Raw genomic sequence first — 17,442 nt, forward strand, 5'->3', positions numbered from 1 at the left:
GGGCGGCGGGCGCTCCGACATGCGAACCGGCGCAACTGCGCCGATCAGCACGTCACGCCGACACTAACAATCCCGCAAGCTGCCGCGAAATTGCCTACAGTAAAAAGCTCAAACGCTCGTGCCGTTTTGATAGATGGCGCGCGCGACTCGCGTGCCGCATCGCAACATCTTCCGGAGATGAGTCATGGCGACATGGAAACCCGATCCGACCTTCTATCCTTCCGCGCGCATGGCAAGCAGCGCGCCGAAGGAGACCGTCGCGTATGTGGCGAGCTTCGATCCGTCGCGCGAAACGCCCGACGAACTCGCCGTCGTCGATGTCGATCCGGGCTCGGCAGAATATGGACGCATCGTCGGCCGCGTGGCGATGCCCAATACGGGGGACGAGCTGCATCACTTCGGCTGGAACGCCTGCAGCTCGTGCCTGTGTCCGAACGCGCCGCATCCGCATACGGAACGCCGCTATCTCGTCGTGCCGGGGCTGCGCTCGTCGCGCATCCATATTCTCGATACGAAGCCGGACAAGCGGAAGCCACAGATCGTCCGCGTGCTCGAACCCGCGGAAGTCGCGGAAAAAGCGGGCTATACGCGCCCGCATACTGTCCACTGCGGGCCGGCGGGCATCTACGTCGTGTCGCTCGCGAATGCGCAAGGCGAAGCGCCCGGCGGCATCTTCCTGATGGATCACGAGACCTTCGACATTCGCGGCCAGTGGGAAATCGATCGCGGCCCGCAGGAGCTGTCATACGACGGCTGGTGGCATCTCGGCTACGACACCGTCGTGACGAGCGAATGGGGCCTGCCCGCGACTTTCGAAAACGGCCTCGTGCCGGAAGTGCTGCTGGGCGGCAAGTACGGGCATCGGCTGCACTTCTGGGACATGAACACGCGCAAGCACAAGCAGGTCGTCGACTTCGGCGCGGAGAACCAGCTGGTGTTCGAACTGCGTCCCGCGCACGATCCGACCAAAGCCTACGGCTTCGTCAATTCGGTGATCAGCCTCAAAGACCTGTCGGCGTCGATCTGGACGTGGTATCGCGACGGCGATCAATGGGCCGCGCGCAAGGTGATCGAGATTCCCGCCGAACCCGCCGACGCCTCATTGCTTCCGCCCATGCTCAAAGGCTTCGGCGCCGTGCCGCCGCTCGTCACGGATATCGCGCTGTCGCTCGATGACCGCTTCCTGTACGTGTCGTGCTGGGGCACGGGCGACCTCAAGCAATACGACGTCTCCGATCCGATGAAGCCTGAATTGACGGGCACGGTACGCATCGGCGGCATTGCCGCGCGGGCGACGCATCCGGCCGCAGGCGAGCGCCCGCTGAACGGCGGCCCGCAGATGGTCGAAGTCAGCCGCGACGGCAGCCGCGTGTACTTCACCAACTCGCTGTACGGCGCGATCGACGAGCAGTTCTATACGGAAGGGATCGACGGCTGGATGGTCAAGCTCGACGCCGGGAAGAACGGCGGCCTGACTGTGGCGAACGACTTCTTCGTCGACTGGCCGAAGTCGCATCGGCCGCATCAGATCCGGCTGGAAGGCGGCGATGCGTCGTCGGATTCGTATTGCTATCCGTGAGCGTGCAATGAACGGCGTGTGGGCGACGGTGATCGGCAGCGGCATTTTTCATGGCGTGAACCCGGCGATGGGCTGGCTGTTCGCGGCCGCGCTCGGGCTTCAGCATGGCAGCCGCAAGGCCCTGCTGATGGCGCTGCCGCCGCTCGCGCTCGGGCATGCCGTCTCGGTGATGTTCGTGACGACGTCGGCCGTTGCGCTTGGGCTCTTCGCCCACACGGAGCATCTGCGCATGGTGATGGGCCTGCTGCTGATCGCATGGGCCGCGTATCACCATTTCTACGGCCACAAGCAGCGCGTGCGCGTCGGCATGACGGCGGGCTTCGTCGGGCTCGCGCTGTGGTCGGCGGCGATGGCGACGATGCACGGCGCCGGCCTGATGCTGCTACCCGCGCTGTTGCCGCTGTGCGGCGCGGGGATGCCTGTCGGCAGTTCGCTCGAATCGGTCGGTCAGGTGACGGCTGTGCATACCGTCGTCACGCTCGCGACCGCAAGCGCGATCGCGCTTGCCGCGTATCAGTATCTCGGGCTCGGCATGCTGCGCCGTGGCTGGGTCAATTTCGACTGGCTCTGGTGCGGCGCGCTGACCGTCACGGGCGTGCTGATGATCGTCACCGGCTAGCCGCGCGCAATGTTCGAACGGGTCCCGAATAACCTCACCTTTCACTACAGTGCCGCGCGGGTTGCGAGCCAACTCACCGTTGCGCGGCTCCCGGATAATCTCACCTGTAGCGCAATCGTGAGTGCATTGATGACAGGCAAGCTCACCATTCCGGAGACATCGCGATGACGACCGCTCGTCCATTCCTGCTGTTCCAGGACCACAACGCCGAACAAGCGATGAAGTTCTATGTATCGCTGTTCGACGACGGCAGGATCGTCGAGATCGTCCATTACGCTCCGGACGCGCCGGGGCGCGAAGGTTCGGTGATGAAAGGCACGTTCCACGTCGCCGGGCAGACGGTGATGTGTACCGACAGCATAGCGAGGCACGATTTCACGTTCACGCCGGCGTTCTCGCTGTTCGTCGACTGCGATTCGGAGGCACAGCAGGAGAAGCTGTGTGCGGCGCTGTCCGAAGGCGGCGCGCAACTGATGCCGCTTGACGATTACGGCTTCAGCCGCCGTTTCGCGTGGGTCAGCGACCGCTACGGCGTGTCGTGGCAACTGAACCTGCCCTGACCTGCGCACTACATCCTTCATATCAATTCCGTTATAGGGCGCATAACGGATTTCAATTTCGACCTCGATATTGGCTTACGACCATCTCCGCTGACTCCCCTTTCCCGTCTCCGGAGATTTCATGAAAACAAGAATGGCCCGCGCAGTCATGCGTTCGCTGCGCGTCCCGGCTACGCTCCTCGCCACGCTCGGCGTCGCCGCCGCCCTTAGCACGTCTGCCACGGCCGCGGAGCCACTCGGCGTCGCATTCGTCTACCTCGGCAATCCCGGCGACGCCGGCTGGACCTATGCGCACGAACAAGGCGTGAAGGCGATCGAAACGAAGTTCGGCGACAAGATCAAGGTCACGCGCGTCGAGAACGTGCCGGAATCGGCGGATTCGGAGCGCGTATTCCGCGACCTCGCGAGCAAGGGCAACAAGATCATCGTCGGATCGAGCTTCGGCTTCCAGGACTTCGAACTGAAGACCGCCAAGGACTACCCCGATATCGTCTTCGAACACGCCACCGGCTACAAGAAGGCCGCGAACTTCGCTACTTACGATGTGCGCACCTATCAGAGCGCCTATCTCGCGGGGCTGGTCGGGGGCTATACGACGAAGACCAACACGCTCGGCTTCGTCGCGTCGGTGCCCGTGCCGGAAGTGGTGCGCAACATCAATGCATTCACGATGGGTGCGCGCTCAGTCAATCCGAATGCAAAGGTGAAGGTAGTGTGGATCAACACCTGGTTCGATCCGGGCAAGGAGAAGCAGGCAGCCGAAACGCTGATCGGCCAGGGCGCCGACGTGCTGATCCAGAACACCGATTCGACGGCCACGATGCAGACGGCCGAGCAGAAGAAGGTGCATGCGTTCGGCTGGGACTCGGACATGAAGCAATTCGGCCCGAACGCGCAACTGGGCGCATGCGTGAGTTACTGGGGCGTCTACTATTCGCATCTGATCGAGCAGGTGCAGTCGGGCAAGTGGACCAACACGCCGACGTGGTGGGGCCTCAAGGAAAAAGCGATCGACCTCGCGAGCATCAATACGCAAGCCGTGTCGCCTACCGCGCAGAAAGCGCTGGCGCAAAAGCGCGACGACATCATCGCAGGCAAGTTCGACCCGTTCTCCGGGCCAATCAAGGATCAAGGCGGCGTGATCAAGGTGGCAGCGGGCAAGTCGCTGTCGGATGCGGATCTGCTGCGGCTGAACTGGTTCGTGCAGGGCGTCGACGGATCGTTGCCGAAGTAAGCGCGAACGCGAACATAAAAGGAGGAGACACCGTTTGAGCCTAACCAATCCTTCGAAACAGAACGCGTCGGACTTTCCCGAGCAGGGGCTTGCGCCGACGCGCGAACAGATCGTGCGTCATCTGCGTCGTGCGAGCGTCGTCGCGGAGCGCGCGACACTGATGGGCCATCATCCGTTCGGCGCGATTCTCGTTGGCCCGGATCAGGAGAGCGTGCTGATCGAACAAGGCAACGTCGATACCGTCAATCATGCGGAATCGGTGCTTGCGCGCATTGCTGCGCTCAACTTCACGCCGCAGTATCTGTGGAGCTGCACGCTCTATACGACCGTCGAACCGTGCTGCATGTGTGCAGGTACAGCGTATTGGGCGAACATCGGCCGCGTGGTGTTCGGGATGACGGAAGAGCGCTTGCTGCAAGCCACTGGTAATCATGCTGAAAACCCGACAATGAGCGTGTCGTCGCAATACGTCTTCGATCATTGTCAGAAGCGCGTCGAGCTGATCGGGCCTGTCGCCGAAGTCGAAGAAGAAATCATGCAGGCGCAGCGCGAGTTCTGGGCCTCGCGTTCGAACTGAATCGCATCGCATTGTTAAATGATTGCTCGCACCACCGCAACGATCTGTTCTCCCGCACATAGCTATTCATAGGCATATTCGCCCACTACCATTCGCGTCAATCGGAAGCGGCGTCATTACGTCGCACTCCACAGTGAACTGAACACGCGAAGGTCCTCGATTGCCTATGACGTCCCACGCTTCTTCTCCAAGCGCAGGTAAGAGTCTGCGCTACAGCCGCACGGCCATTGCGCTGCACTGGCTGATCGCGCTGCTGATGATCTGCGGCTTCTATCTCGGCTGGATCATGACGGACATTCCGGGCTTCACGCCGACGAAGCTCAAATACGTCTCGTGGCACAAGTGGATCGGCGTCACCGTGTTCGCGCTGGCCGTGCTGCGCGTCGTGTGGCGCGCAACGCATGCAGCGCCGCCGATGCCCGCTGCAATGCCCGCCTGGCAAAAGGCCGCCGCGCACGCGACGCACGCGCTGCTCTATGTACTGATGCTTGCCATTCCAATCACCGGCTACTTGTTCAGCTCGGCGGCGGGTGTGCAGGTCGTGTATCTCGGCGTGCTGCCGCTGCCGACTTTCATCGGCCCCGACCAGGCGCTGAAGGCGATCTTGCGCACCACGCATATCGCGTTGAACTACATGCTGCTCGTGCTGTTCGCCATGCATGTACTGGCGGCGCTCAAGCATCAGTTCGTCGAACGCGACGGATTGCTGGCACGCATGATTCCCTTCCTCAAATGAGCGCGCTTTTCAGGGCGCTTTCACGTTGACCTTACGCTGGATCATCGAATGAACATGAAGAACAACTCTTATCGCCGCGTGCTGGCGGGCGCCGCCGCCGTTCTGTTCGCCGCCGCGTTGCCGGCCTTCGCGCAGGTCGATGCGGGCAAGAGCACGGTCGTCGCTACATCGAAGCAGATGAACGTGCCCGTCGACGGCACGTTCAAGAAGTTCAACGCACAACTGACGTTCGATCCCGCGAAGCCAACGGCAGGCAGCGCGAATCTGTCGATCGACACCGACAGCTATGACCTCGGCGACCCCGAGTACAACAAGCAGGTGCGCGGCAAGGAATGGTTCGACAGCGCGACGTTCCCGAAAGCGACTTTCGTTTCGACGGCGATCGCGCCCGCCAGCGGCAATCAGTACAAGGTCACGGGCAAGCTGACCATCAAAGGCAAATCGCAGACGGTCACCGTGCCTGTTTCCATCACGCAGCAGGGCGCGACGCAGACGTTCGACGGCTCGCTGCCCATCAAACGCACGCAGTACGACATCGGCTCGGGCGAATGGAAAGATACGTCGGTGGTCGCCGACGACGTCGTCATCAAGTTTCACATCGTCGCCGCAAAGCATTGAGCGCGCGGGGCACACTCATCAACTTAGGAGAATAACGTGAAGAAACAACTGTTGATCGCAGCGGGCGCGCTGATCGCGGGCATGTCGTTCAATGCAATGGCAGCCGATACGTACCAGCTCGATCCGAACCACACGTACCCGAGCTTCGAAGCCGATCACTTCGGCGGCATCTCGGTATGGCGCGGCAAGTTCAAGAAGTCGAGCGGCACGGTGACGCTCGATCGCGCAGCGAAGACGGGCACGGTCGACGTGACGATCGACACGACCTCGATCGATACGGGCAACGACAAGCTCGACAAGCATCTGCAAACGCCGGAGTTCTTCGACGCAGCGAAGTACCCGACGGCGACCTACAAGGGCACGCAGATCCGCTTCGACGGCGACACGCCCGTCGAGGTGATCGGCACGCTGACGATGCATGGCGTGACAAAGCCGCTGAACCTGAAGATCGAATCGTTCAAGTGCTTCATCAACCCGATGCTCAAGCGCGAAGTGTGCGGCGCGGAATCGACGGCGACGTTCGACCGCGCGGACTTCGGCATCGACTGGGGCAAGTCGTACGGCTTCAATACGAAGACCGTGCTGCATATCCAGACGGAAGGCGTGAAGCAGTAAGCGCTTCGAGTCGACTGCTATGCGAGCCGCCTTCGGGCGGCTTTTTTTATTGCTGCGACCTTCGCCTTGAACCAACACGAACCGCCCCCGTAAACGCTCACCTATGGACGGTTTGCGCCGACATGCGGTGAGCTTTTGTTGGTCCGCTTCCATCACTTCTGCGCTGACACTCCGGTCACGGCGTGATTGACGCGCCTGGCATGCTCTCTGCCTCTGAATGGTCATTCCCGCAAGCAAGCGGGCTTCGCGCCGAAGGAGCAAGATGATGAACACGCTCACCATCAAAGATCTGTCCGTCAACGCAACCCTCGACCGCGCCGCGCTTGCGAACGTGCGCGGCGGCATCGACAGAACGCCGCCCCAGATCGCCGCGTGGGAACTGTCCGGCAAGCCCGCGACATGGCAAGGCCTCGTACTCGGCGACGACGGCCGTCTGCATCCGCCGACGCCGTAATCGCCCGATGCCCACGGTTGCAAAACGCGCGACGGATGTCCGTTCAACTGATAGCGGCTACCGCCGAGGATCGTCGAACATGTCACAGAGTCACTGGGATGTCGTGATAGCAGGCGGCGGCCTGGGCGGCGCAACGCTCGGCCGCGCGCTTGCGATGCACGGCGCTCGCGTGTTGATCGTCGAACACGAACTGGCGTTCAAGGACCGCGTGCGCGGCGAAGGCATGCTGCCGTGGGGCGTAGCCGAAGCGCGCGCGCTCGGTATCGACGCGCTGATGCGCGACAGCGGCGCGTGCGAAGTCCGCTGGTGGAAACGCTATCTGAACGGCACGGCACGCGACACGCGCGATCTGATCGCCACCACGCCGACGAACAACGGCTGCTTCAACTTCTATCATCCGTCGATGCAGCAGACGCTGCTCGATGCGGCCCGCGATGCGGGCGCCGAAGTCCGGCGAGGCGTAACAGTGGTTGGACTCGAAACGGGCGACGCGCCGGCTCTGGTGATACGCACGGAGAACGGCGACGAGCGCGTACAGGCGAAGCTCGTGGTCGGCGCGGATGGCCGCCGTTCCGCGATGCGGCGGCTCGCGGGCTTCGCGGCGAATCAGGACGCGTCGCGGCTCATCATAGCCGGCGTGCTGCATGAAGATCTCGATGCGCCCGATGACACCGTGCAGTATTTCCAGCAGCCATCCATCGCCCGAAGCGCGTTGATCTTTCCGCTCGGCGAGCGGCGCTATCGCTCGTATTTCATTTACGGCGCGGGGACGCGCGATCATCCGTTGAGCGGCAGTCACAATGCGCAGACCTTCATCGATCTATCCGTCGAAGCGGGCGTGCCGCGTGAATGGTACGCAGACGCACGCACGACGGGGCCGCTCGCGGCTTATCCCGGCGCCGATTGCTGGGTCGAGCATCCGTATCGCGATGGCGTCGCGTTGATCGGCGACGCGGCGGCGACGTCCGATCCGTCATTCGGCTGCGGGCTCGCGTTGACGCTGCGCGACGTGCGCGTGCTGCGCGACTGCCTGCTGTCGAACGACGACTGGCACGCAGCCGCCGAAGACTATGCGCGTCAGCACGATGCGTACTACGCGTCATTGCATCGTATCGAAGACTGGCTGACGCAATTGATGTACGAAACGGGCGCGCTTGCCGATGCGCGCAGGGCGCGTGTGTTCCCGCATCTCGCGAAAGAGCCGCAGCGCGTGCCCGACCTGCAGGGCCGCGGCCCCGACAATCCAACCGACGAACACGCGCGCCGCCGCTTCTTCGCGGAAGACATCGCGACGGTATAAACCGCTAATCGCCGCCGTACTCGGAGTACTTGCGCGAATCGCCGCGCACCTTGTGCGCCGGATACTTCGCGCGATTCAATTCGATCTTCTCCAGCACCGCCGCATACAGATCGACGTCGAGCCGGTCGGCGAGCATCACGAGATACGCGAGTACGTCGGCCATTTCGTGACGGATTGCGGTGAGCTTGTCGTCGGCGAGTTCGCTCTTTTCGCCCGACTGCAGCCATTGAAACGGCTCCAAAAGTTCACTCGCTTCGACGCTCAATGCCGTCGCGAGATTCTTCGGCGAATGAAAGCGCGACCAGTCACGCTCATCGACGAACTGCCTCAACAGATCGCGCACCGCGAGCAGATCGCTGCTGCGTTCCTTCTCCATACGGACACTCCACTTAAACCTTCAATACAGAATCATTGCCCCGTCCGGCCAAGTATCAACCGATGCACGGGCGCGCCAGGCAGGAACGACGTCTTCTCGCCGCGCACCCATGCTTCATGACCGGCGAGAAAGTATGGCGACAGCGGATGGCCCGACTGTCCGCCCGGCATTTCGAAGATGCCGCTCTGCTCGCGTCCCGGCGACACGATCATCCGCTCCGATGCGCCGAAAGCCGGCCCCTGCACGCGCGGCATGTTGATATCGCCGGGCAACGGATCGTGCGGCGCGCCGAGCCAGCCGCGCACCCACGGCAGCCACGCCGGCACGATGCGCGCAAACGGATGCTCGATGGCCGCACGATTGCGCTCGCCCCAGCGCGCCTGTTCGATCGGCGTATCGGGTGGCAACTGGGCAATCGTGCGATCGACGCGGTCGAGCACGAACGCGCGCCAGTCCCTGAAGCCTTCCGGCATCCACGCGTGATGCTCGGCGAGCGTCTCCATCACGGCTTCATAGCGCGAGTTTGCAACGCGCAGACCAAGCGGCGGACTACCGTCTCCGCCGCCCGGCACCGCGCCCGCAAGTTCGGCGTCGAGCCTGCCGAACCACGCGTCGTACAGCGAGAAGAAGAAACCGCGTGTGAGGCGATAGCCAACAGCGTCGACATCCGCGCGTCCATTCCATGCGACCAGTTGCTGCCGGAACGCCGCGCGCTGCGGATGACCTTCGAGCGCGCCAGCATCGAGCGCTTCGAGCGCGACGCGCCGCCAGACCTCGATCCATTGCGCGCGGTCGTCGGTCTGGATCGACAGCATGGCGTGTTCGTCGGGGCTCGGCGCGGCGAGCAGATCGTCGCGAATCTGCGACGCGCGCGCGCCGAGGTCCGCGCCCGAGTCGCCGATCAGCGCGGCGTCGCGCGACATCACCACGCGATTGTTCGCCGTCCACAGTCGGCCGAGCGGCGGATCGACGCGCTTCGGATACGACGCAGGCGGCAGATAGTGTTGCCAGCCTTTATACGTCGCCGAATCGTACGGTGTGTCGCTGTCCGGGCCGTTTTGCACGTCAGCCGGATCGCGCTGCGGCAGCGGGCCCGCCAGCGTCCAGCCGATCTTGCCGCGCGAGTCCGCGACCATGATGTTCTGGGTCGGGAGGCCGCTGGTTTGCGCGACGCGCAGCGCTTCGCCGATCGTCTTCGCGTCTTCGAGCTTTTGCAGATTGAGGTTCACGGCCTCGCGATCGTGCGCGACCCAGCGCAACGCATACGCGCGCGCGCCGATCGTCAGTTCCGGTCCCCAGCGCGTTTCTGCCACCGGCAAGTCGACGCTCTCGCCGCCCTTCACGTCGATGCGCTCGTGATAGACGGTCGCGCGCGCCCATGCGCCATCGGGCGTGCGGTACTGCAACCGGTCGGCAGCATTGCGATGCAACTCGATCAGGTCGATATAGCGGCCGTAGCTGTTCGTGAAGCTCCACGCGATCTTGCCGTTGCTGCCCGCAATCACGAGCGGCGCGCCGGGCAGGCTCACGCCCGTCAGCGCGTGCATCGGCAGTCCGTCGCCCGCGGGCCACATCAGCGAAACGCGATACCAGATGTTCGGCAGCGACAGCCCGAGGTGCATGTCACTCGCGAGGATCGCGCCGCCATGCGCGCTGTGCGCGCCGTCGACGACCCAGCCGTTGCTGCCCACGGCCGACTCGGTCACGTCCTCAGTCTGCTCGCTTGCGACGCTCGCCGGCTTCGGTGCCGCGAGCCAGTCGGGGCGCGTCGAAGGAATGCGTGCGGGTTCGACGGGCGGCGTCGATGCGCTGTCGAAAGGCGCATCCCAATGGCTCGCGGCGGGGAGCAGGAACGTATACAGATCGGCGTCCACACGGTCGCGCAACACGGCGCGCGCGAGGATGCGGCGCGTTTCGGACGACTGCAGATCGAAGTACATCGCGTAGACGACCAGCAGCGAATCTTCGGCACGCCACGGCTCGGGTTGCGTGCGCAGCATCCAGTATTCGAACGGCCGCGACGACAACGCGGCGAGCCCCGCATTGACGCCCGCCGTGTAGCGCTCGAGCAGTTGCCGCTGATCGGCGGGCATGGCTTCGACGATCGCATGCGCGCGGGCGCGAAAGCGGTGCAGCCGGTTGCGCCTGTCGAGTTCGAGCGCGTTCGGGCCGACCAGCGCCGACATTTCACCCGCCGCGACGCGCCTGAGCAGGTCCATCTGAAGGAAGCGGTCCTGCGCGTGCAGGAAGCCCGTCGCGTACGCGACATCGTCGCGCGTCGCGCCGTGAATGGTCGGCACGCCGAGCGCGTCGCGCTCGATCGTCACCGCCGACGACAGCGACGGCGCGCGCTGCGTGCCGTCCAGCTGCGCAAGACTGCCGCGCAGCAGCAGCCAGCCGCCGAGCAGCGCCGCGCCCAGCAACGTGACGACGAGGCCCGCCAGCACGAGCGCGACGAGGCCGACGGTTTTACCGATCGATCTGCTTGACGATTGACTTGCGACGACGGGACGACGGCTCATCGTTCGGGTTCGTAGTGGTTCAGGGAATCGGGGCGTCCGGGCATTGTGCCCGAAGCAGTTTGCACGCTCGCATTCGACTGTAACGAAAGCGCTGCTCATCCAGCATTCTGGAATTTTGATCCAGTATGCTAGACGCCATGGATATCAACGCACTGATTGCGCGCCGTGTGCGCGAACTGCGCGACAGCCACGGGCTGTCGCTCGAAGCGCTCGCCGAACGCAGCGGCGTGAGCCGCTCGGCTATCTCGCTGATCGAGCGCGCACAAAGCAGCCCGACGGCAGCCGTGCTCGACAAGCTCGCCACCGCGCTCGGCGTCGTGCTCGCGTCGCTGTTCGAAGCGCCCGCGACGCCCGCCGAGGCGCCGTCGCCGCTCGCGCGCGCCGCCGAGCAGGCCGTCTGGACCGATCCGGGGTCTGGCTATGTGCGGCGCAATCTGTCGCCCGCGCTGCCGTCGCCAATCCAGTTAGTGGAGGTTCACTTTCCCGCCGGCCAGCGCGTCGCCTACGAGACCGGTGCGCGCGACGCCGAAATCCATCAGCAGATCTGGCTGATCGAAGGCGCGATGGAAATCAGCGCCGGCGACGCGCACTGGCGGCTCGAAGCGGGCGACTGCGTGGCGATGCGCCTCGATTGCCCGACCGTGTTTCACAACCCGACGCGCAACCCGGCGCGCTATCTGGTGGCGCTGTCGGCGCTGCCCTTTTCATCTGTGAGGAGAAACGCATGACGGAGACGATCAGCGTGCGGCGCGTCGGCGCGCACGAGGCTGCGCAGTGCATCGACGGCCTTGCCGACGTGCTGATCGATTGCGTCGCGGGCGGCGCTTCCGTCAGCTTCATGTGGCCGCTCGCGCGCGACAAGGCGGTCGCCTTCTGGCAAATGGTGGCGGCGGGCGTCGAACGAGGCGAGCGCGCGCTGCTAGTCGCCGAAGATGCGGACGGACGCATCGCCGGTACGGTGCAGCTCGTGCTCGCGCAGCCCGACAACCAGCCGCATCGCGCCGATGTCGCGAAGATGCTCGTGCATCCCCGCGCGCGTCGGCAAGGCGTCGCGCATCGGCTGATGGCAGCCGCCGATGCCGTGGCCCGCGACGAAGGCAAGACCGTGCTCGTCCTCGACACCGTGACGGGCGGCGAGGCGGAGCGCGTGTACGAGCGTGCGGGTTGGCAGCGCGTCGGCGAAGTGCCGAACTATGCGTTGATGCCGGATGGATCGTTTTGCGGCACGACCTTCTATTTCAAGCATCTTTAATGCGGCCGTTCGACCGCTATGCAAAAGAAGGAAATATGAGATTTGACAAACGTTTGCGGTTTAGGGAAATCAGCCCTTAATCTTTTCCGCCTTGCGCCGTTATCGCTAGAGCATTCCCAATTTTTTCTCAGGCGATATGGCTAAGACCATTCCGTTTCCCGGCAGCAACCAGGCAGCGCGCGCGCGGCAGGCAAAAGCGATGCTTCTGCCCATCCCGCGCAGCATGGCTGTCGAACTGATCCTGCCCGTACACATTGCCCTCGACGCGCTGCGTCGTGGCGCAGGCAGCATGAGTGCCGCGCAGACGCTCACGCAGACGATGCTGCTGACCGGCTTTCTGTGCGATCTCGGCTACGGTGAGATGACGTACGATCAGCTGCGCACCGCCGATCAGGCGCTCGCGGTCACGTTCGAGCGCGGCCGGTCGTGCGACGAGTGGCGTATCGACGAAGCGCATGTCGAACTGCTCTCGCACATCGTCAGCACTTACGACGCGCAATTGCAGCGCGCGCCGCTCAGCGCGCTGACGGATGCGAGCGCCCGGCTCGACCGCATCATGGCAAACGGCGACGCGGAGCCGACCATCCGCAAGCAGGCGTAATGGTTGCGGGATACGGCTCCCGAAAATCCTCACCGCTACTGAAGCATCTCAGCAAACGCTTTTGCCCATCCTCGTTGCGCATCTCTTTGCCGGGCAACGTGAGTCCCGGCCAAGGACAACATCAAACAGGCATTGCCTGTATCCTCTGCTGTACCTGACGCGCCGTGCGAACGGCGACGTTCGTTCGACAGTGGAGAAGCTTCATGACAGACGACAAGCGCAGCCCAGACGACATCGATCCTGATCTGCTCGAAGTGGCGCGCGAAATATTCGACGCAGCCCGGCGCGGCGAAGCGAACATGCTGGCTGCCGTCATCGAGAAAGGCGCGCCGCCGAATCTGCGCAACGAGAAAGGCGACAGCCTCGTGATGCTCGCCGCCTATCACGGCCATGCGGATGCCGTGCGCGTGCTGCTCGAGCGCGGCGCGGACCCGAACCTGCGTAACGACAACGGACAGACGCCCCTCGCGGGCGCGGCATTCAAGGGCTTCACAGACGTCGTTAAGACGCTGCTCGCGCATGGCGCGGATGTCGAAGGCGCGTCGCCGGACGGACGCACGGCGTTGATGGTTGCCGCGATGTTCAATCGCACGGAGATGGTCGAGCTGCTGCTCGCGCATGGCGCGAATCCCAACGCGCGCGATGCGAACGGCGTGTCGGCCGCCGACGCCGCAAGCCGCATGGGCGCACCGGAAACGGCCGCGCTGCTCGCGAAAAAGGCAGGCGCATGAAGCTGGAAGGCAAGACAGTCGCCGTTGTCGCGCCGGCGGGCGTGCCCGACATGCAGCACGTCGAGGAAAGCATCGCATTGCTCGAAAGCTGGGGCCTGCGCGTTCAGGTCGGTACGCATGTGCGCGACCGCTATCGCTATCACGCGGGCAAACATGAAGATCGCGCCGCCGATCTGCATCGCGCGTTGACCGATCCTTCCGTCGATATCGTCTGGGTGGCGCGCGGCGGCTACGGCAGCATTTATACGCTGCATGCGCTGCCCGATGCCGTGCCGTGCGCGAAAACGCTTGTGGGTTTTTCGGACGCGACTGCGCTATTCGGCGCGCTGCATGGCATGCCGAACGTGCGCGTGATTCACGGTCCGACGTTGAACGGGCTCGCGACCAAACTCGACGACGCTTCGCGCGCAAGCATGCGCGCCGAGCTGCACGAAGAGCGCGCCGCGCCCGTGCCATTGCAGCTTCTGTATGGCTCGGATGCGCGTCGAGTCGAAGGACATCTTGCGGGCGGCAACATTACCGTGCTCGCAAGTCTCGCGGGAACGCAGTGGCAGGCGCGCTGCGACGGCGCAATCGTGCTGCTCGAAGACGTGACCGAGCTTGCCTATCGAATCGACCGCAGTGTCATGCAGTTGCGCGAAGCGGGTGTGTTCGACGGCGCGCGTGCCTTCGTGCTCGGCGATTTCGTCCGCTGTCCGCTGCCCGAAAATGCGGACTTCACGTTGCACGACATGATGGTCGATCTGTTGAAGCCGTATGGCGTGCCGATTTACGCGGGTTTTCCGATCGGCCACGGTTCGCGCAATCATGCGTGGACGTATGGCGCGCCGGCAGCGCTCGAAGGCGATCAACTGGTGCGTTAGCGCGTCAGTTGCGTGATGACGCGCTGAACGGTTTCGATGCCGGGCGCGTCTTTACTCAGCGCGTCACGCGCGCACCACGGGTATGGCAAGCGGCTCGCCCAACGCAATATGCTTTCGGCAAACTCTGCGGGGAGTGTCGTCATTTCTTCGATCGTGATGTGCAGCCGCGTCACTCGCGACGATGCCGCATCGCTCGTCCATTCGTAGCGGCCATAACCGACGCGCGCCGCGCCCGTCGCCTTTTCCGTCATGCAGACGAGCCAGTCGCACGAGAACTCGCTTTGGTTAGCGGCGGGTATCGCGCCGACGCAAAACGTGTACACGTTCTCGTACTTCAGCGCGAAGTCGCTCACCAGCACGGACGCAATCGCATCGCGCCCGTGCGTTTCTTGCGGAAACGCGATGGCGGCTGTTTTCACGGTCATCGCCAAAGACGCATCGCGCGCGAATGCATCCGTCAACAGATGCGGACGGTTGCCGTCCTTCGCCAATATGTAGGATTCGATCGAGCCTTTGAGTTCAGTCATCTGTCAAAGCGTGTCAACGTAACGAGCCAATCAGTCTAAGCGCTTTACGTCGCTGCATTTCGCTTGCCCTTGACGCCGGGCGGGCTTCTGATGTTTTCACGCATGCGGCGCGCATTCTTTGCACAACATGACGAAACTGCGTTGCGCGCGATGCGCTTTGCGTTCGACAATGCCCCTTGCGTGCGCGATTCCCCACTTGCGCCCGCATCCCACAGTTCGAACACGCGCCCTCGATGAACTCCCGCTTCGCCAGTCTCACGCGCATTCATTCTTTCATGCCGCTTGCCGGCGCGACGCTGATGCTGGGCATCGCGATGTCGTTCACCGCGCCCTATCTGTCGTTGTTCGGTGTCGAGCAGACGGGCATGTCGCCGTTGCAGCTCGGTCTGTTCATGACGCTGATCGCGGCGAGCGGTGTGGTCGCAAGCGCGTGGGCGGGTAAATGGTCGGATAAACATGGGCATCATCGCGCGCTGTTGCTCGCGGCGTTGATCGCGGCCTCGCTCGGCTTTCTGCTGCTTTGTTTCGTGCGCAACTATCTGGCGCTGCTCGTGATCGGCGTGGCGTTTCTCGGCGCGGGCGGCTCGGCGATGTCGCTGGTGTTCTCGTTCGGTCGCGCGGCGCTGCCCGTGAACGACGAAGCAGAGCGCTCGTTCGCGCTGGCGACGCTGCGCACGGTGCTGTCGATGGCGTGGGTGTTCGGGCCGTCCGTCGGCGCGCTGGTGCTGGCGGGCGCAGGCTTTTACGGGCTCTTTCTGTTCGCGGCGGCGTGCTTCGCGGCATGCGGCGCGATCGTGTGGCGCATGCGCGAATCGCCCGCTGGCGATCCGCACAGCACGCCGGCGCACTATGCGGGCGACCCGGCTTCGTCGCTCGAAGTGACGACCGTCACCGAGCCCGCCGAGCCGCCGCCGCCCTCGCCGCCTCATGCGCCCGGCACGCAGCGGCAGATCTGGCGTTCCGTCGTCGCGCTGACCCTGATCGGCCTCGCCGCGAACGCGACGATGATCGTGTTGCCGCTTTACGTCGTGCATGGCCTGAAGGGCACGCGGCTCGATGTGTCGATCATGCTCGGGCTCGGCGCATTCCTCGAAATTCCGATGATGCTCGCGCTCGGCGCGCGCGGCTCGACGCTCAATAAGCTGAACTGGCTCGCGGCATGCGCGGCCGTTCATGTGGTGTATTTCATCGCAGTCGCGGCAGCGGGCACTGTCAGCGTGCTGATCCCCATGCAGGCTTTCAATGCATTCGTCGTGGCCGTCACGTCGTGTCTTGGCATGACATATATGCAGGACCTGAATCCGCGTTCGCCCGGCGCGGCGACTGCGTTGTTCTTCAACGCTTCGCGGGTTGGGTCGATTCTGTCGGGTGTGTTGTCGGGGGTGCTGGTCGCGGGTCTTGGCTATCGGGGGACGTTTCTCGTCTGTGGATGCCTCGCGCTTGGGGCGCTGATTCTGTTTGCTGATCCGCCGTGGAAACGTATTGCGTTGCGGGTGCGGGATGCGTGGGAGGACTGGCGGCATCCTGCTCAGTGAGGGAGTGAACTCAGTGCATCGCTTGCGATCTTGCGGCGATGCGTAAAGGTGCCAATAGAGGCGAACACGTCGTGTCCTCCCCGCAAGCCGCTATTATCGATATTCAATCCAAAGGAGAGCAACTGATGAGCCGACCGGATTTCATCAAACACTGGACTGAACTCGAACAACCGGATGCGCACTCCTATCCCGGCGATACCGAGCCAATGGCGCTGGACGCGCCGCTTTCCGCCGCGCTCGGCATTACGCGCATCGGCATTCATCACATAAGGCTTCTGCCTGGCCGAAGGACGTCGTATCCACATGCCGAAAGTACCGAGCAGGAGTTCGTGTACGTGCTCGAAGGCAAGCCCGACGTATGGATCGACGGGACGCTTTATCCCATTGCTGAAGGCGATTCCGTCGCGTTTCCGGCAGGCACTGGCATCTGCCATACCTTCATCAACAATACGAAGGAGGACGTCAGGCTGATGGTGATCGGCGAACGTCCGCGCGACGATAACCGTATTCGTTATCCGCTCAACGAAGCGTATGAACTTACCCGCCCCGATCGCTGGGTGGACTGGCCGACCAGACCGCTCGGCGACCATGACGGGAGGCCGGACTGAGTTTGACGCGAAGGGTTGCCCCGCCGGCGCCCGCCACATGCAAGCCACCCTTCGACTCCCGAAAACCCTCACCTGCCCACTACGCCCCCCCACCGAGCAAGCCCACCCGATGGCAAGTAGAATCGTATAGAGCCC

The 17,442-nt window shown here is 63.6% G+C and carries 20 protein-coding genes; 17 read left to right on the forward strand and 3 right to left on the reverse strand.

Going from position 1 to position 17,442, the window contains the following annotated elements:
• Window positions 1-184 precede the first annotated feature (184 nt).
• From C2L65_RS29550 to C2L65_RS29595, 10 genes are all read left to right on the forward strand, one after another.
• Window positions 185-1,579 carry a selenium-binding family protein gene (locus C2L65_RS29550; protein ID WP_042304435.1) on the forward strand — a complete coding sequence of 465 codons (1,395 nt, stop codon included), beginning with the start codon at window positions 185-187 and terminating at the stop codon, window positions 1,577-1,579.
• 7 nt (window positions 1,580-1,586) lie between these two features.
• On the forward strand, window positions 1,587-2,198 hold the full coding sequence (locus C2L65_RS29555) for a hypothetical protein (RefSeq protein ID WP_042304434.1): 612 nt from the start codon (window positions 1,587-1,589) through the stop codon (window positions 2,196-2,198).
• A gap of 164 nt (window positions 2,199-2,362) precedes the next feature.
• A complete protein-coding gene (locus tag C2L65_RS29560; protein ID WP_042304433.1) occupies window positions 2,363-2,758 on the forward strand; it encodes a VOC family protein in 396 nt (131 codons plus the stop codon).
• A 121-nt stretch (window positions 2,759-2,879) separates the two neighbouring features.
• On the forward strand, window positions 2,880-3,992 hold the full coding sequence (locus tag C2L65_RS29565; protein ID WP_042304432.1) for a BMP family ABC transporter substrate-binding protein: 1,113 nt from the start codon (window positions 2,880-2,882) through the stop codon (window positions 3,990-3,992).
• A gap of 34 nt (window positions 3,993-4,026) precedes the next feature.
• Window positions 4,027-4,569, forward strand: a complete 543-nt coding sequence (locus tag C2L65_RS29570) for a nucleoside deaminase (RefSeq protein ID WP_042304431.1) — start codon at window positions 4,027-4,029, stop codon at window positions 4,567-4,569.
• Between the two features lie 166 nt (window positions 4,570-4,735).
• Window positions 4,736-5,305 carry a cytochrome b gene (locus C2L65_RS29575; protein ID WP_042304430.1) on the forward strand — a complete coding sequence of 190 codons (570 nt, stop codon included), beginning with the start codon at window positions 4,736-4,738 and terminating at the stop codon, window positions 5,303-5,305.
• A 54-nt stretch (window positions 5,306-5,359) separates the two neighbouring features.
• A complete protein-coding gene (locus C2L65_RS29580; RefSeq protein ID WP_174485015.1) occupies window positions 5,360-5,923 on the forward strand; it encodes a YceI family protein in 564 nt (187 codons plus the stop codon).
• Between the two features lie 36 nt (window positions 5,924-5,959).
• Window positions 5,960-6,538, forward strand: a complete 579-nt coding sequence (locus tag C2L65_RS29585; protein ID WP_042304428.1) for a YceI family protein — start codon at window positions 5,960-5,962, stop codon at window positions 6,536-6,538.
• A 262-nt stretch (window positions 6,539-6,800) separates the two neighbouring features.
• Entirely contained in the window at window positions 6,801-6,992 is a 192-nt protein-coding gene (locus C2L65_RS29590; RefSeq protein WP_233446568.1) for a hypothetical protein, read from the forward strand.
• Window positions 6,993-7,071: 79 nt separating this feature from the next.
• On the forward strand, window positions 7,072-8,292 hold the full coding sequence (locus C2L65_RS29595; protein ID WP_042304427.1) for an FAD-dependent oxidoreductase: 1,221 nt from the start codon (window positions 7,072-7,074) through the stop codon (window positions 8,290-8,292).
• A 4-nt stretch (window positions 8,293-8,296) separates the two neighbouring features.
• Here the strand turns inward: C2L65_RS29595 and C2L65_RS29600 are convergent, their stop codons facing one another.
• Both C2L65_RS29600 and C2L65_RS29605 read right to left on the reverse strand, forming a co-directional pair.
• Entirely contained in the window at window positions 8,297-8,668 is a 372-nt protein-coding gene (locus C2L65_RS29600) for a nucleotide pyrophosphohydrolase (protein WP_042304426.1), read from the reverse strand.
• A gap of 32 nt (window positions 8,669-8,700) precedes the next feature.
• A complete protein-coding gene (locus C2L65_RS29605; RefSeq protein ID WP_042304425.1) occupies window positions 8,701-11,190 on the reverse strand; it encodes a penicillin acylase family protein in 2,490 nt (829 codons plus the stop codon).
• Between the two features lie 137 nt (window positions 11,191-11,327).
• Between C2L65_RS29605 and C2L65_RS29610 the strand changes: the two genes are divergently transcribed.
• The 5 genes from C2L65_RS29610 (at window position 11,328) to C2L65_RS29630 (ending at window position 14,637) form a co-directional block, all read left to right on the forward strand.
• Window positions 11,328-11,918: a helix-turn-helix domain-containing protein gene (locus tag C2L65_RS29610; RefSeq protein WP_042304424.1), complete on the forward strand. Its 591-nt coding sequence runs from the start codon at window positions 11,328-11,330 to the stop codon at window positions 11,916-11,918.
• The gene (locus tag C2L65_RS29615) at window positions 11,915-12,442 is read left to right on the forward strand and encodes a GNAT family N-acetyltransferase (RefSeq protein WP_042304423.1); all 528 of its coding nucleotides are present in this window, start codon (window positions 11,915-11,917) and stop codon (window positions 12,440-12,442) included. The genes C2L65_RS29610 and C2L65_RS29615 overlap by 4 nt, the downstream gene beginning before the upstream one ends.
• Before the next feature lie 136 nt (window positions 12,443-12,578).
• Window positions 12,579-13,043 (forward strand): hypothetical protein, encoded by a 465-nt coding sequence (locus C2L65_RS29620; RefSeq protein ID WP_042304422.1) that lies wholly within the window; start codon window positions 12,579-12,581, stop codon window positions 13,041-13,043.
• Between the two features lie 203 nt (window positions 13,044-13,246).
• Window positions 13,247-13,774, forward strand: a complete 528-nt coding sequence (locus C2L65_RS29625; RefSeq protein ID WP_042304421.1) for an ankyrin repeat domain-containing protein — start codon at window positions 13,247-13,249, stop codon at window positions 13,772-13,774.
• Complete coding sequence (locus C2L65_RS29630) at window positions 13,771-14,637, forward strand: S66 peptidase family protein (protein ID WP_042304420.1); 867 nt, start codon at window positions 13,771-13,773, stop codon at window positions 14,635-14,637. Before C2L65_RS29625 ends, C2L65_RS29630 begins: the two co-directional genes overlap by 4 nt.
• Here C2L65_RS29630 and C2L65_RS29635 read toward each other — a convergent pair.
• Entirely contained in the window at window positions 14,634-15,164 is a 531-nt protein-coding gene (locus C2L65_RS29635) for a hypothetical protein (protein WP_042304419.1), read from the reverse strand. The genes C2L65_RS29630 and C2L65_RS29635 overlap by 4 nt on opposite strands.
• 233 nt (window positions 15,165-15,397) lie before the next feature.
• Here C2L65_RS29635 and C2L65_RS29645 point away from each other — a divergent pair, with 233 nt between their 5' ends.
• Window positions 15,398-16,699: a sugar efflux transporter gene (locus tag C2L65_RS29645; protein WP_042304417.1), complete on the forward strand. Its 1,302-nt coding sequence runs from the start codon at window positions 15,398-15,400 to the stop codon at window positions 16,697-16,699.
• A 125-nt stretch (window positions 16,700-16,824) separates the two neighbouring features.
• Window positions 16,825-17,307: a cupin domain-containing protein gene (locus C2L65_RS29650; protein WP_042304416.1), complete on the forward strand. Its 483-nt coding sequence runs from the start codon at window positions 16,825-16,827 to the stop codon at window positions 17,305-17,307.
• Window positions 17,308-17,442: the final 135 nt, after the last annotated feature.

The organism is Paraburkholderia terrae (genome assembly GCF_002902925.1).
Taxonomy (GTDB): domain Bacteria; phylum Pseudomonadota; class Gammaproteobacteria; order Burkholderiales; family Burkholderiaceae; genus Paraburkholderia; species Paraburkholderia terrae.

Excerpts from the sequence above, each read along its gene's own strand:
- C2L65_RS29550 (WP_042304435.1), top strand. The coding sequence starts at position 185 with ATGGCGACATGGAAACCCGATCCGACCTTCTATCCTTCCGCGCGCATG.
- C2L65_RS29555 (WP_042304434.1), top strand. The coding sequence starts at position 1,587 with ATGAACGGCGTGTGGGCGACGGTGATCGGCAGCGGCATTTTTCATGGC.
- C2L65_RS29560 (WP_042304433.1), top strand. The coding sequence starts at position 2,363 with ATGACGACCGCTCGTCCATTCCTGCTGTTCCAGGACCACAACGCCGAA.
- C2L65_RS29565 (WP_042304432.1), top strand. The coding sequence starts at position 2,880 with ATGAAAACAAGAATGGCCCGCGCAGTCATGCGTTCGCTGCGCGTCCCG.
- C2L65_RS29575 (WP_042304430.1), top strand. The coding sequence starts at position 4,736 with ATGACGTCCCACGCTTCTTCTCCAAGCGCAGGTAAGAGTCTGCGCTAC.
- C2L65_RS29580 (WP_174485015.1), top strand. The coding sequence starts at position 5,360 with ATGAAGAACAACTCTTATCGCCGCGTGCTGGCGGGCGCCGCCGCCGTT.
- C2L65_RS29590 (WP_233446568.1), top strand. The coding sequence starts at position 6,801 with ATGATGAACACGCTCACCATCAAAGATCTGTCCGTCAACGCAACCCTC.
- C2L65_RS29595 (WP_042304427.1), top strand. The coding sequence starts at position 7,072 with ATGTCACAGAGTCACTGGGATGTCGTGATAGCAGGCGGCGGCCTGGGC.
- C2L65_RS29600 (WP_042304426.1), bottom strand. The coding sequence starts at position 8,668 with ATGGAGAAGGAACGCAGCAGCGATCTGCTCGCGGTGCGCGATCTGTTG.
- C2L65_RS29605 (WP_042304425.1), bottom strand. The coding sequence starts at position 11,190 with ATGAGCCGTCGTCCCGTCGTCGCAAGTCAATCGTCAAGCAGATCGATC.
- C2L65_RS29610 (WP_042304424.1), top strand. The coding sequence starts at position 11,328 with ATGGATATCAACGCACTGATTGCGCGCCGTGTGCGCGAACTGCGCGAC.
- C2L65_RS29615 (WP_042304423.1), top strand. The coding sequence starts at position 11,915 with ATGACGGAGACGATCAGCGTGCGGCGCGTCGGCGCGCACGAGGCTGCG.
- C2L65_RS29620 (WP_042304422.1), top strand. The coding sequence starts at position 12,579 with ATGGCTAAGACCATTCCGTTTCCCGGCAGCAACCAGGCAGCGCGCGCG.
- C2L65_RS29625 (WP_042304421.1), top strand. The coding sequence starts at position 13,247 with ATGACAGACGACAAGCGCAGCCCAGACGACATCGATCCTGATCTGCTC.
- C2L65_RS29630 (WP_042304420.1), top strand. The coding sequence starts at position 13,771 with ATGAAGCTGGAAGGCAAGACAGTCGCCGTTGTCGCGCCGGCGGGCGTG.
- C2L65_RS29635 (WP_042304419.1), bottom strand. The coding sequence starts at position 15,164 with ATGACTGAACTCAAAGGCTCGATCGAATCCTACATATTGGCGAAGGAC.
- C2L65_RS29645 (WP_042304417.1), top strand. The coding sequence starts at position 15,398 with ATGAACTCCCGCTTCGCCAGTCTCACGCGCATTCATTCTTTCATGCCG.
- C2L65_RS29650 (WP_042304416.1), top strand. The coding sequence starts at position 16,825 with ATGAGCCGACCGGATTTCATCAAACACTGGACTGAACTCGAACAACCG.